This is a genomic window from Serratia sp. CY38905, from assembly GCF_052168875.1.
Taxonomy (GTDB): domain Bacteria; phylum Pseudomonadota; class Gammaproteobacteria; order Enterobacterales; family Enterobacteriaceae; genus Serratia; species Serratia sarumanii.
Genome location: NZ_JBJNLV010000015.1, coordinates 62,197 through 75,129 on the forward strand (window position 1 = coordinate 62,197; position 12,933 = coordinate 75,129).

A 12,933-nucleotide genomic window follows, 5' to 3' on the forward strand; every position below is an offset into this window, starting at 1 on the left:
ATGAAAATACTGGTTATCGGCCCTTCTTGGGTTGGCGACATGATGATGTCGCAAAGTCTCTATCGCACCCTGAAGGCCGAATACCCGTCGGCGGAGATCGATGTGATGGCGCCGGCCTGGTGCCGCCCGCTGCTGGCGCGCATGCCGGAAGTCAATCAGGCGCTGGCGATGCCGCTGGGCCACGGCGCGCTGGGGCTCGGCGAGCGCCGCCGCCTGGGGCGCGCCCTGCGCGCCAACCGTTACGATCGCGCTTACGTTCTACCCAACTCGTTCAAATCCGCGCTGGTGCCCTTCTTCGCCGATATCCCGCAGCGCACCGGCTGGCGGGGCGAAATGCGTTACGGCCTGCTGAACGACGTCCGCGTGCTCGACAAGGCGGCCTTCCCGCTGATGGTGCAACGCTACGTGGCGCTGGCCTATGACAAAGGCCGCATTCAGCGCGCCGACGATCTGCCGCAGCCGCTGCTGTGGCCACAGCTGCAGGTGAGCGACGAAGAGATCGCCGACACCACCGCGGCCTTCAACCTGACCGACAGCCGGCCGATCGTCGGCTTCTGCCCGGGCGCGGAGTTCGGCCCCGCCAAACGCTGGCCGCACTATCACTACGCGACGCTGGCTCAGCGGCTGATCGAGAACGGCTATCAGATCGCGCTGTTCGGCTCGGCGAAAGATCACGAAGCCGGCGAACAGATCCGCGCCGCGCTGCAGGAAGACGCCCGCGATTTCTGCCTTAACCTGGCCGGAAAAACCCAGCTGGAGCAGGCGGTGATCCTGATCGCGGCCTGCCGGGCGGTGGTCAGCAACGACTCCGGTTTAATGCACGTTGCCGCAGCGTTGAATAAACCGCTGATAGCCTTGTACGGCCCAAGCAGCCCCGACTTCACGCCGCCGCTCTCGGACAAGGCGCGGGTAATTCGCCTGATCAGCGGCTACCACAAGGTGCGCAAGGGCGATGCCGAGCAGGGATACCACCAAAGTTTGATCGATATTCAGCCGCAGCAAGTGTTGGACGCGCTGACGCCGTTACTTGTCGCCAGCGAGGAATAGTCATGCAGGTGTTAATCGTAAAAACCTCCTCAATGGGGGACGTGCTGCATACGCTGCCCGCCCTGACCGACGCGCTGCAGGCCATTCCCGATATCCGCTTCGACTGGGTGGTGGAAGAAGGTTTCAGCCAAATCCCGACCTGGCACCCGGCGGTGGATCGCGTGATCCCGGTGGCCATTCGCCGCTGGCGCAAGAACTGGTTCGGCAACGACACCCGGCAACAGCGCTGCGACTTCAAGCGCGCGCTGCAAGAACGCCGTTATGACGTAGTGATCGACGCGCAGGGCCTAATCAAAAGCGCCGCGCTGATCACGCGCATCGCCAAAGGCAACAAACATGGCCTGGACTGCAAGAGCGCGCGCGAGCCGTTCGCCAGCTGGTTCTACAACGTGCGCCATGAGATAGACAAGCAGCAGCACGCGGTGGAACGCACGCGCGAACTGTTCGCCAAAAGCCTTGGCTACGATAAACCGGGCAGCTACGGCGATTACGCCATCGCCGCGCGCTTTCTCAGCAGCCCGCCGGCCGATGCCGGGCGGTATTTGGTGTTTTTGCACGCGACGACGCGTGACGACAAGCACTGGCCGGAGCAAAACTGGCGCGAGCTGATCGCGCTGACGGCGGACAGCGGGTTGAAGATCAAACTGCCGTGGGGTGCAGAGCATGAACATCAGCGCGCGCTGCGCTTGGCGGAAGGTTTTTCACATGTCGAAGTGCTGCCGAAGCTCAGCCTGCAGCAGGTGGCCGAGGTGCTGGCCGGCGCCAAGGGCGTGGTCTCGGTCGACACCGGGCTCAGCCATTTGACCGCCGCGCTCGACAAACCGAACATCACGCTGTTCGGGCCGACCGATCCCGGCCTGATCGGCGGCTACGGGCAAAATCAATACGCCTGTCGGCCAGAACAGAGCAATAGCATGGCGGACATTTCCGCTCAGAAGGTGATGGAGCTTATTCACGACAGGGTGCCGGTATAATGGGAACATTTTTCAAGCAAATCTATCGCTATACGCATGCGCGCCCTTTTAGGCATAACGAAAACCTCTGGCCTTACGTCAAGATAAAACGTGCCACCAGCGGAGAGATCGTCGAGTTGAATTACCGTCGGCAACGCGTGCCGCTCGTGCAATTGGCCGATCTGAAAGCGCGTTTCTCTGGCGATATATTGCTGACTGCCACCGGCCCCTCGGTGAAGAATCTCCACTTGGAAAAATTCCCGACCATGCCTGCCATGGGTGTTAACGGCGCCTATTATTTGCATGATCAGGTGGATTTTAGATTCTATGTCATTGTTGATATGGGTTTTATCGATAAAAAGGCGGAAATAATCGGCGATATCATCACCGACTCTCGCCTGACGCTTTTCACTACGGTGCACGGCGTGGCTAAAATCATCGACAGATTCAGCCTGGAGAAAGTGAAGTGCCGTTTGGCAGTGATTGAAGATGCCGCCTTTAAAATCTACCAAGCCAGAATAGTCAACAAAGAACTGTGGGCGGCCTATCACGATAACAATAATGTCGCATTTGCCGCCGATAGACAGGATATCGCTTTTAGCCACGACATTCGCAACGGCGTCTTCGATGCTGGCACTGTCGCCTACTGGGCGCTGCAAATTCTAACGTTCTTGGGTTTCGAACAGGTGTATATCATTGGGTTGGATATGAACAACTTTCACCAACCCCGTTTTTATGAAGCAGCGGAAAATAAGCTGCCAACCGAGTTGGAGGACAAGATCACCAGTCTGATCATGCCGTCGCTGAGCCATGCCAGCAAAATGATGAAAGCCAAGAACATCATGGTAAAGAACCTTTCCGTCGCCAGCGCAGTCAGCAATGACATTTTCGACAAGATCAATCCCGATGAAATTTTCAAGTAACGCTTTTCAGCCACGGCAACTTTATGTCGTGTTCCTGTTTCTGTTTTCCTTTTTCAGCGCTATTTTTTGTGGCTATACAAAAGTGAATAATCTGTTTCACCTTGCCGCTATTTTTTTCACGATCGCGCTGTATCGCAATGCAGATCTTCGGCTAACCTTTTCGCTGAATCATGAAGTCCGCCGCGGGCTGGGTCTGACCGCAGCGATGTTATGCTACTTCGCTTTCAGCAATCTTTGGTCTAACGATCCGGCCAATATCGAATCAACCCTGACGCACAGCGTTTACCTGCTGCTTTATCTGACCATGCTGATCAGCGTGCTTAACGGCGCAAAACGCGATTTGCTGTTTACCGTCATCACGCTGGGGCTCACTCTCCTGTGCCTGTATTCGCTCGTTTTTGATCACCAAGAAATTCTAGTCAGCCGGCAGGTCTCGAAAAGCAACCCGGGTCCCGGAAACGTCATTGATTTGGCGGGGCTGGCAGGGATCGGCATCTTCCTTAGCCTGATCGTATTTCGCGAGAAGCGGCGCCTGGTTATTCTGGCCGTCATACCCATTCTGCTCGGTACCATGCTGCTGACCCAAAGTCGCGGACCGATGATTTCCCTATTTATTGCCTTGCTGGTAACGCAATCCTATAGGCACTTAAAACTGAAGCACGCCGCTTATTTTCTTATCGCGCTGGTCGCGGTTAGTACAGTGATTTTATCTTCAGAAATAGGGCAATTGCTGCTGACACGTTTCGAAGAAATGTATACCCAAAGCTCCCTTCGCCTGAGCATCTGGCGACATATTTTCGAGCTGGTCGGCCAAAGTCCTTACTTTGGTTATGGATTCAACTATGAGCTGTCTTTCACTAATTATTCCGGTGAGTACATACGCACCACCCACAGTCTCTATTGGGGCGCGTTACTGAAAGGCGGCATCGTGGGTCTGGCACTGTTAATGGCGGTATTGAGCTATAGCGCCTTGCTGGCCCTGCGGCGCATGCGCGACGGCATGCGTCTGGAAGCCGCGCTGTTTATCTTTATTCTGCTGTTTTATACATCTCAGGGGATGTTCGTGGTAGGTAATCCGTCTGAATCCTGGTACTTATTCTGGTTCCCGTTGGCGGTCATCATGACGACCAGAGTGAAACCCAACGCCGGTTAGCTGCCCGGAGCGGTTCTATAGACCGCCCCAGATTTTCAGCAACCTTATGCGGTACCGAGACTCAACATAACCTTCTCCATTACCTTCTGACTGGTGATAATGCTTAAAGGTTGCCGGCGCTGTACATCGCTCAGTTGCTGCGTCTCCGTCGGTACGTGCATGACCTGATGCAGCTCAGGGTTCTGATAAGGGCCCGTTTGTTTCGGATCGGCGGTCACGAACAGGCTGACGGTTTTGGTTTTCAGCGCAATAGCCAAATGCAATGGCCCGGTATCACCGGTAACCAGCACATCCATATTGTCTATAGCCCCCAACAATTGCGGCAACGTCGTTTTGCCAATATAACTGGATACCCGACTCTGTTCTTCCTCCGTTAAACCCGCCATAAATTCACGCTCTATCACTTGCTCTTTTGGTGCACCGATCAAGGCAATTTGATACTCCGTCGAATGCGCCAGCAACATTTTCGCCAGGCAGATAAAGTGGCTAACCGGCCAACAACGCAAGGTCTCAGAAGCCCCCATTTGAAACCCAATCACCACCTTACCCAGTGGTTTCGGCTGTTGAGGAAAATCCACCGGAATAAACATTTCCCGATTCTGCGCATCGCATCCCAATTGGCTAACCAGATCCAGCTTGCGTTGAATCAGGTGGCCTCGATCGCGAATGCTGATGCCGGTCAACCACTGCTCCATACCGCTCAAATCGTTTTTATACACATCTTTAAATAAGTACTCGCAACCGGAACATATCGCCGTGATAACATCATATGGCGCTTTCGAATGCAGTATCACCGCCAACTGCGGGCGATTCTTTTTCAATCGACGGATGACACCGAGCATATCCTTGGCTTTGTGATCCCAATAAATGACGTCGGAAAAATAGCTGCTGGTTCCGACTAAACCGCCATTCTTGTAGCTGGATACCAACGTGAGTTTGGCGGAGGGATAACGTTCACGGATCGCACGGATCGCCGGGGTATTGAACATCAAATCGCCCAACGCGGTTGTCGAAAAAATAGCAATACGCTCAAAATCGCGATTTTTATCAAACGAGCGCTTATCTTTATAGTTGCTGCCAAACTTCGTATAAAATCGGAGACAAGCGTTAGCCAGCTTGACTTTCCATTGTTTCGACATATTGGTTTAATTCGCTTTAAGTTGATAATACTCGGCCAGCGTCATGCCCACCGTGCGCTGCTGCAGCCAGTCAAACAGCTGTTCCAGATCGCGGTACAGCACTTCGATATCCTGCTCGGTTTTGAACGTCGGGCTGCCGCCCGGCATAAACTCGGAGGAGTGCAGCATAAATTCGACGTAGTCATGCCCCTGCGCCAGCGACGCTTCAGCCACGCTTATCATCTTGGCCACGTTGCCGCCACTTGGCCGCAGCCAGTTGACGGACGGCGAACGCCGCTTGCCGCGCAGCCGATCATAACCTTGCTTGAACGCGTTCATCAGCGCCGAGTGCTTATACTGAATGCTCATCGGCACTTCCAGCAGCGCCGAAGCGCCCGGTTTGGCAATGTTCTGCGGATCGATGAAATAGGCCTGCGACGGGAACCGGCTGTAATCGGTGCCGCCGTTGCCCTGCGGATTGCCCGGCGAAAACTGCCAGTTGACGCGCGGCGTCACCGAACAGTCCACCTGATAGCCATACTCCAGCAGCAGCGAGGCATAATATTCGTTGAACGCCCAGCGGCCGGCGCGATGGCTGAGCATTTTGGTCTGGAAGGCATCTTCCAGCAGCTTGGTCATGTGATCGACCTTGGCGCGGATCTGATCGGCGGGATACTCGATCAAATACGGTTTGTGGCGCCAGTCGTCGTCGGTGAGCGGCGTTAGCGGCGGGCTGTTCCAGGCGTGCAGGTGCATGCCGACTTCACCCGCGCCGCGGGCGATCACGTCACGCGCGAACTCGACGTAAGCCGGATCCATCGCCATTTCATAGTTGGTGAGATAAACCGGTTTGAAGGCGTATTTTTCGCACAATGCCTGAAAGCGCGGCAAGAAACGCGTGTTTTCGGTCGCGATGCGATCGTGGTTTTGCCACAGATTATCGCCTTCGGTATCAATGGTGATGAGAAACGCCGGTTTAGTCATGAATATCGAGCCTGATATCAACAGAATGCACTATGTTACGCAGCCCGTTTCGCCAGGGCAAACGACTTTGCTGCCTGGTTTGGACAACATTGAAACGCATTCGTCCCCGGCTCGGCGATTTTTTTGCGGCCCGGCAAGAAAACCTTGCAACAGTAGCCACATGCGATCGGGTCATTTAGAATCAAAGATTGGTTTCCCAGAAAGCGACTCATGATGAACGACGCGCCAGCCCCAACTTCCGCCCCATCCGTACAGCGTATTTTGATCATAAAACTGCGCCATCACGGCGATATGCTGCTGGTCACGCCGGTCATCAGCAGCCTGCGGCAAAACTACCCGCAGGCGCAGATCGATGTGCTGCTGTATCAGGAAACGCAGGAGATGCTGGCCAGTAATCCGGAACTGTCGACGCTGTTCGCCATCGACCGCCAATGGAAAAAACAGGGCGCCCGCGCGCATCTGGGGCACGAACTGGCGCTGCTGCGCCGCCTGAAGGCGCAGCGCTACGATCTGGTGGTCAACCTGGCCGATCAGTGGCGCAGCGCCATCCTCACGCGCCTGACCGGCGCGCGCATCCGTCTGGGCTTCGATTTCCCCAAACGCCGCGGCTTCCTGTGGCGCCACTGCCACACGCAGCTGGTGCCGGTCGACAATCACGCCCACCTGCATACCGTCGAACAAAACCTCTCGCTGCTGGCGCCGCTGAACCTGCCCGCGCTCAGTGATCATGTGACCATGAGTTACGATCCGCAGGATTGGCAGGCATGTGAGCAACGGTTACAGAAACAGGGCGTCACCGGCAGTTATATTGTGGTGCAGCCCACCTCGCGCTGGTTCTTCAAATGCTGGAGCGAAGAGAAAATGGCAGCCACCCTCACCGCCTTGCAGGCCGACGGCCACCAGCTGGTGATCACCTCCGGCCCCGACGCCAGAGAACAAGCCATGGTAGAGCGCATTTTGGCGCTCTGCCCGCCGCAGGGCGTGATTTCGTTAGCCGGCCAGCTGACGCTGCGCCAGCTGGCCGCCCTGATCGACCACGCCAAGCTGTTTATCGGCGTGGATTCGGTGCCAATGCACATGGCCGCCGCGCTGCACACGCCGTGCGTAGCGTTGTTCGGCCCTTCCAAGCTGACTTTCTGGCGGCCGTGGCAGGCTACCGGCGCCGTGATCTGGGCCGGCGACTTCGGCGAACTGCCCGATCCGGACGCCATCGATACCGGCACCGACGAACGGTATCTCGACCTTATTCCTACAGACGCGGTGATTGCAGCCGCGCGGAGCACGCTGGCATGAAAGCATTTCGTTTGGCGATCGTTCGCCAAAAATACCGCCCGGACGGCGGGGCCGAACGTTTCGTTTCCCGCGCCCTGGAGGCGCTGGAGCAACAGGATCTCGATCTGAACGTCATCACCCGCGAATGGCAGGGTGACGCCAATCCCAACTGGCATATCCACCTGTGCAACCCGCTAAAACTCGGCCGCATCAGCCGCGAACGGGGCTTCGCCGTGGCGGCCAGGGCGCTGTGGCAGAAAGAGCATTTTGATCTGGTGCAAAGCCACGAGCGCATTCCCGGCTGCGACATCTACCGCGCCGGCGACGGCGTACACCGCCGCTGGCTGCTGCAACGCGCGCGTCTGCTGCCGGAATGGCGCCGCAAATGGCTGTTCTCCAACCGTTATCACCGCTATGTGATGTGCGCCGAACGCGCCATGTATGCCGCACCGGAGCTGAAAGCCGTCATCTGCAACGCCGAGATGATCAAGCAGGAAATCATCGCGGACTTTGGCGTGCCCGCCGAAAAAATTACGGTGATCTATAACGCCATCGATAATCAAAAGTTCCCGCCCGCCGACGAGGCCCTGCGCCAACGTCTGCGCGAGCAGTATCAGATCCCGCAACAGGCGCACTGCCTGATCTTCGTCGGTTCCGGCTTTGAGCGCAAAGGGCTGGCGGCCGCCATCCGCGCCGTGGCAGCGACCGACAGCCACCTGTTGGTGGTCGGCAAAGACAAGGCCGAAAAACGCTACCGGGCGCTGGCACAGTCGCTGGGCTGCAGCGATCGGGTTCACTTTATGGGCGTGCAGAAACAGACCTTGCCGTTTTATCAGGCCGCAGATGCGCTGCTGCTGCCGACGCTGTACGATCCGTTCCCGAATGTGATTCTGGAAGCGATGTCGTGCGGCCTGCCGGTTATCACCAGCACCACCTGCGGCGGCGCCGAGTTTATCACCCCCGGCCAGAACGGCTTCGTGACCGATGCGCTCGACGTACCGGCCATCGCGGAGGCCATTCGCGCGCTGCCGCGCCAGGCGCTGGGATCATCCATGGGCGAAGCGGCAAGATTGCGTATTATGCCGGCTACGCCGGCGCATCTGTCCGAACAGCTTATTTCCCTCTATAACCGGTTACTGGATTAGCTATGCGTATTCTGATGATCATCGACGGCCTGCCGGGAGGCGGCGCGGAAAAAGTGGTGCTGACCCTGTGCCAGGGCATGCAGCAACAGGGGCATGACGTCAGTCTGATCTCGCTGCGCGACGTCTGCAATTACCCTATCCCGCCGGGCATTGATTATCAGGTGGTGGCCGATCGCAGCCGCGCCCCCTGGCGCAAGCTGACCGAGCTGTCGCGCCGCGCCGGCGCGCTGGATCGGGCGATAGCCGAACACGAGCGCCAACACGGCGCGTTCGATCTGGTGTTCTCCAACCTGCATAAAACCGATCGCATCGTCAGCCGCAGCAAGCGGTTGGCCGCGGATCGCCTGTGGTTCTGCATTCACGGCATTCTCTCCACCTCCTACCTCGGCCACCGCAAGGGCCTGGATCGCTGGCTGAAGCAACGCAAAATCGCCAACGTTTACCAGGGAAGAAACATCGTCGCCGTTTCACGGGCGGTCGGCGACGATCTGCAGCAGAACTTGCCGATCCGCCCGCGCCGGCTGGCGGTCATCAACAACCCGTTCGATATCGACGCCATCCAGCAACAGGCGGCGATGCCTTGCGAACTGGCCGGCCAGGACTATCTGGTGCACGTCGGCCGCTTCCACGCCACCAAGCGGCATGACCGCCTGCTGAAAGCCTATGCGCACTCCGGCATTCAGGCGCCGCTGGCCTTGATCGGCGCCGGGGACGACGCCAGAGTCGCCGAGGTCAAACGTCTGGCGACAGACCTGGGCATTGCAGAGCGCGTACTGTTTCTCGGTTTCCAGGCTAATCCCTACCCGTTTATTCGCCATGCCTCGCTGCTGGTGCTCAGCTCCGACAGCGAAGGGTTTGGCAACGTGCTGGTAGAATCGCTGCTGTGCGGCACACCGGTGGTCAGCACTCGTTGTCCGGGTGGCCCTGCGGAAATTCTGGAAAAAGCCGGCATGGCTAACGCGCTGGCGGAATTAAACGAAGCGTCGCTGGCAGAAAAAATGGCGGAGATTTACGCCAATCCGCCGCAGATAAATCAACAGCAATTGCTGAGCTATGGGCTTGAGCCTATTTGCCGCCAATATCTGGAACTGGAAAGAAAATAATAAAGAATGAAATAAGGCAGGGGATGCCTGCCTTATTTTCTTAGCTAGCTGAGCGCCTGCATTTTCTGCCAAACCTCATCGACAGAAACATCCTCACAGTGCCCCGACTCACTTTGCAAAATATGATGACGGCCGGTCCATGGATGCCAGGAGGCTTTATCGGTATCGCCAAAGAACACTACCATGTCCTTATTCAACGCGGCGGCAAGATGCATCTGCCCACCGTCGCTGCACAGCACCCGGTCGCATAAATCAAACCCGCCCAACAGCTCACGCACCGACGCCGTCGGATAAAGCGCGACGCGTTCGTTTTGACACAGCGCCAGCAGCTGTTCGGCGCGCTGCTGGTCGCCGATGTCGTCCGGCGCCAGCGTGCCCTGCGGCGACCAGAAGATCAGCACGCCGGTGTGGGGATCGGCAACCAGACGGTTGATGATTTCGGCATAGCGTTCAACCGGCCAACGCCTTTTCGGGCTGCGGCTGCTGATATGCACGGCGCATACCCGTTCGACCGGCGGCAGACGCTCCTGCAGCCGTTGCGCCGCCAATTGCCGCTCTTCAGGCGTCAGAAACACCCGCACCGGCGGGATCGGAATGGACTGATCGGTTATCGCCGATAAATAGCTGTAGGTATGTTCGACCTGATGTTGACCGTTGAAATCGTCCTTGCGGAACGGGCGATGAATATCTTTCGTGCCCAAATCGGCGCCGATGATATGGGTGGCGCCAGCCATTTTCGCTAAACGTAAACTGTATTTGCAAGGCACCGGGTTGGCCAGAATGACCGCATCGAATTTTATTTTGCGCAGCTTCAGGAAGATCATCAGACGCTCGAAATAAACGCCCAGCGTCGTTTCATTTTTCGCCTTGTGCTTGGCCTTTTTATAGACAAAGACTTTCTCGAGATGAGGGTTGTTTTTAACGACGTCCTGGCTGACTTTATTGATCAGCAGATAAACTTTTGCGTCCGGATAGGCAATTTTCACCCCTTCAATCAAGGGCGTGGTGCAAACAAGATCGCCGATGTTATCGCGGCGAATAATTAAAATATTCTTCATTCCGAGCCTGTCGGCGAAATCGCTCGCCGGTTGTCTGAAACTGACACCCAAGGTTACCAAATTAGCGCCTTTCCCTTCCAGTTATGGTACTATTCCGAATAACCCATATAAATGAAATTGATAGAATGTTGCTGCGTTTATATCAGGTACTACTCTACCTCATCCAACCCCTGATCTGGCTCCGCTTACTGCTGCGCAGCCGCAAAGCTCCAGCCTACCGTAAACGCTGGGCGGAACGCTATGGCTTCTGCGCCGGGAAAGTCGTGCCAGGCGGCATCATGCTGCATTCCGTCTCCGTCGGCGAAACGCTGGCGGCCATCCCGCTGGTGCGGGCGCTGCGCCATCGTTACCCCGCTTTGCCGATAACTGTGACCACAATGACCCCAACAGGTTCAGAACGCGTCCAGTCCGCTTTCGGCAAAGACGTGCATCATGTCTATCTGCCCTACGATCTGCCCGGCTCCATGAACCGCTTCCTCGATCAGGTGAATCCCAAGCTGGTGATCATCATGGAAACCGAGCTGTGGCCCAACCTGATCAACGCGCTGCATCAGCGGCAGATCCCCCTGGTGATCGCCAATGCGCGCCTGTCGGCCCGCTCCGCCGCCGGCTATAAGAAAATTGGCGGATTCATGCGCGATATGCTGCGCCGCATCACGCTGATCGCCGCCCAGAACCAGGAAGACGGCGATCGGTTTATCGAGCTGGGCCTGAAGCGCTCTCAGCTGGCCGTGACCGGCAGCCTGAAGTTCGATATCTCCGTCACCCCGGAGCTGGCCGCCCGCGCCGTTACGCTGCGCCGCCAATGGGCGCCGCGCCGCCCGGTGTGGATCGCCACCAGTACCCATGACGGGGAAGAAACCATCCTGCTGGAAGCGCACCGCAAACTGCTGGAAAAACACCCCGATCTGCTGCTGATCCTGGTGCCGCGTCACCCGGAGCGCTTTCCGACCGCCAAGGAGCTGGTGCAGAAAGCCGGCTTCAGCTACACCCTGCGCAGCAGCGGCGAAATTCCGTCCGGCAGCACCCAGGTGGTGATCGGCGATACCATGGGCGAGCTGATGCTGCTGTACGGCATCGCCGATCTGGCCTTTGTCGGCGGCAGCCTGGTGGAACGCGGCGGACATAACCCGCTGGAAGCCGCCGCGCACGCCATCCCGGTGTTGATGGGCCCGCATACCTTCAACTTCAAAGACATCTGCGCCAAGCTTTCGCAGGCCGAAGGCCTGATCACCGTGACCGACGTGGATTCGCTGGTGAAGGAAGTGGAAACCCTGCTGACCGACGAAGACTACCGCCGCTACTACGGCCGCCATGCGGTGGAAGTGCTGTATCAGAATCAGGGAGCGTTGCAGCGCCTGCTGCAGCTGCTGGAACCGCACCTGCCGCCCCGGAGCCACTGAATGAGCAGCCGCAAAAGCCTGTCGGTGGTGATGATCGCCAAAAACGAAGCCGGGCTGTTGCCGGACTGTCTGCGCTCGGTCGAGTGGGCCGATGAAATCATCGTGCTGGACTCCGGCAGCGAGGACGACAGCGTCGCCATCGCCGAAAGCCTGGGCGCCAAAGTCTTCACGCACACCGACTGGCAAGGGTTCGGCAAGCAGCGCCAGCTGGCGCAAAGCTACGCCAGCCATGACTACGTTCTGATGATCGACGCCGACGAACGCGTCACGCCCGAGCTGCGGCAATCCATCGAACGGGTGTTGAACGCGCCGGACGACGGCGCCGTCTACAGCTGTGCGCGGCGCAATCTGTTCCTTGGCCGCTTCATGCGCCACAGCGGCTGGTATCCCGACCGCGTCAACCGCCTGTACGCCAACCGACGCTATCGCTATAACGACGATCTGGTGCACGAATCGCTGAACATCGGCGGCGCCAAAGTGATCCCCCTCAGCGGCGATATGCTGCACCTGACCTGCCGCGATTTCTTCGCCTTCCAGCGCAAACAGCTGCGCTACGCCGAAGAGTGGGCAACGCAACGCCACCGGGCCGGCAAGCGTTGCGGCTACCTGTCTATCCTGACCCACACGCTCGGCGCCTTCGTCAAAACCTGGCTGCTGCGCGCCGGCTTCCTCGACGGTAAACAGGGGTTGCTGTTAGCGGTGGTCAACGCGCAATATACCTTCAATAAATATGCCGCATTATGGGCATTGGGCCGCAACTACTCAGAGAAGTGA

Annotated in this window: 12 protein-coding genes; 9 read left to right on the plus strand and 3 right to left on the minus strand. The window is 57.7% G+C overall.

Translation table 11 applies throughout. The annotated features are described in order from the left end of the window. The 4 genes from rfaF to ACJ8MK_RS22765 are packed head-to-tail and all read left to right on the plus strand — an operon-like array spanning position 1 to position 4,076. Complete coding sequence (gene rfaF, locus ACJ8MK_RS22750; protein WP_033649730.1) at positions 1–1,047, plus strand: ADP-heptose--LPS heptosyltransferase RfaF; 1,047 nt, start codon at positions 1–3, stop codon at positions 1,045–1,047. A 2-nt stretch (positions 1,048–1,049) separates the two neighbouring features. Continuing rightward, positions 1,050–2,021, plus strand: a complete 972-nt coding sequence (gene rfaC / locus ACJ8MK_RS22755) for a lipopolysaccharide heptosyltransferase RfaC (protein WP_342162094.1) — start codon at positions 1,050–1,052, stop codon at positions 2,019–2,021. Further along, positions 2,021–2,923, plus strand: a complete 903-nt coding sequence (locus tag ACJ8MK_RS22760; RefSeq protein WP_342162093.1) for a sugar glycosyltransferase — start codon at positions 2,021–2,023, stop codon at positions 2,921–2,923. The genes rfaC and ACJ8MK_RS22760 overlap by 1 nt, the downstream gene beginning before the upstream one ends. After that, positions 2,907–4,076: an O-antigen ligase family protein gene (locus ACJ8MK_RS22765; RefSeq protein WP_334283103.1), complete on the plus strand. Its 1,170-nt coding sequence runs from the start codon at positions 2,907–2,909 to the stop codon at positions 4,074–4,076. Before ACJ8MK_RS22760 ends, ACJ8MK_RS22765 begins: the two co-directional genes overlap by 17 nt. Before the next feature lie 44 nt (positions 4,077–4,120). Here ACJ8MK_RS22765 and ACJ8MK_RS22770 read toward each other — a convergent pair whose 3' ends face one another. Together ACJ8MK_RS22770 and ACJ8MK_RS22775 are read right to left on the minus strand one after the other, a co-directional pair. Further along, positions 4,121–5,215, minus strand: a complete 1,095-nt coding sequence (locus ACJ8MK_RS22770) for a glycosyltransferase family 9 protein (RefSeq protein WP_086580719.1) — start codon at positions 5,213–5,215, stop codon at positions 4,121–4,123. Between the two features lie 6 nt (positions 5,216–5,221). Further along, positions 5,222–6,178, minus strand: coding sequence for a polysaccharide deacetylase family protein (locus ACJ8MK_RS22775; protein WP_033636469.1), 957 nt, complete (start codon positions 6,176–6,178; stop codon positions 5,222–5,224). Positions 6,179–6,388: 210 nt separating this feature from the next. On the opposite strand from ACJ8MK_RS22775, the gene rfaQ reads away from it, so the two are divergent. The 3 genes from rfaQ to ACJ8MK_RS22790 are packed head-to-tail and all read left to right on the plus strand — an operon-like array spanning position 6,389 to position 9,698. Next, positions 6,389–7,471 carry a putative lipopolysaccharide heptosyltransferase III gene (gene rfaQ / locus ACJ8MK_RS22780; protein WP_033649736.1) on the plus strand — a complete coding sequence of 361 codons (1,083 nt, stop codon included), beginning with the start codon at positions 6,389–6,391 and terminating at the stop codon, positions 7,469–7,471. Then, a complete protein-coding gene (locus tag ACJ8MK_RS22785) occupies positions 7,468–8,595 on the plus strand; it encodes a glycosyltransferase family 4 protein (RefSeq protein ID WP_033649737.1) in 1,128 nt (375 codons plus the stop codon). Before rfaQ ends, ACJ8MK_RS22785 begins: the two co-directional genes overlap by 4 nt. A gap of 2 nt (positions 8,596–8,597) precedes the next feature. Then, positions 8,598–9,698: a glycosyltransferase gene (locus tag ACJ8MK_RS22790; RefSeq protein WP_033649738.1), complete on the plus strand. Its 1,101-nt coding sequence runs from the start codon at positions 8,598–8,600 to the stop codon at positions 9,696–9,698. A gap of 44 nt (positions 9,699–9,742) precedes the next feature. Here the strand turns inward: ACJ8MK_RS22790 and ACJ8MK_RS22795 are convergent, their stop codons facing one another. Further along, positions 9,743–10,756: a glycosyltransferase family 9 protein gene (locus ACJ8MK_RS22795; protein ID WP_033649739.1), complete on the minus strand. Its 1,014-nt coding sequence runs from the start codon at positions 10,754–10,756 to the stop codon at positions 9,743–9,745. A 125-nt stretch (positions 10,757–10,881) separates the two neighbouring features. Between ACJ8MK_RS22795 and waaA the strand changes: the two genes are divergently transcribed. Continuing rightward, positions 10,882–12,159: a lipid IV(A) 3-deoxy-D-manno-octulosonic acid transferase gene (gene waaA, locus ACJ8MK_RS22800; RefSeq protein ID WP_025304695.1), complete on the plus strand. Its 1,278-nt coding sequence runs from the start codon at positions 10,882–10,884 to the stop codon at positions 12,157–12,159. Further along, positions 12,160–12,933, plus strand: a complete 774-nt coding sequence (locus ACJ8MK_RS22805; RefSeq protein ID WP_041037400.1) for a glycosyltransferase family 2 protein — start codon at positions 12,160–12,162, stop codon at positions 12,931–12,933. It begins immediately after the preceding gene.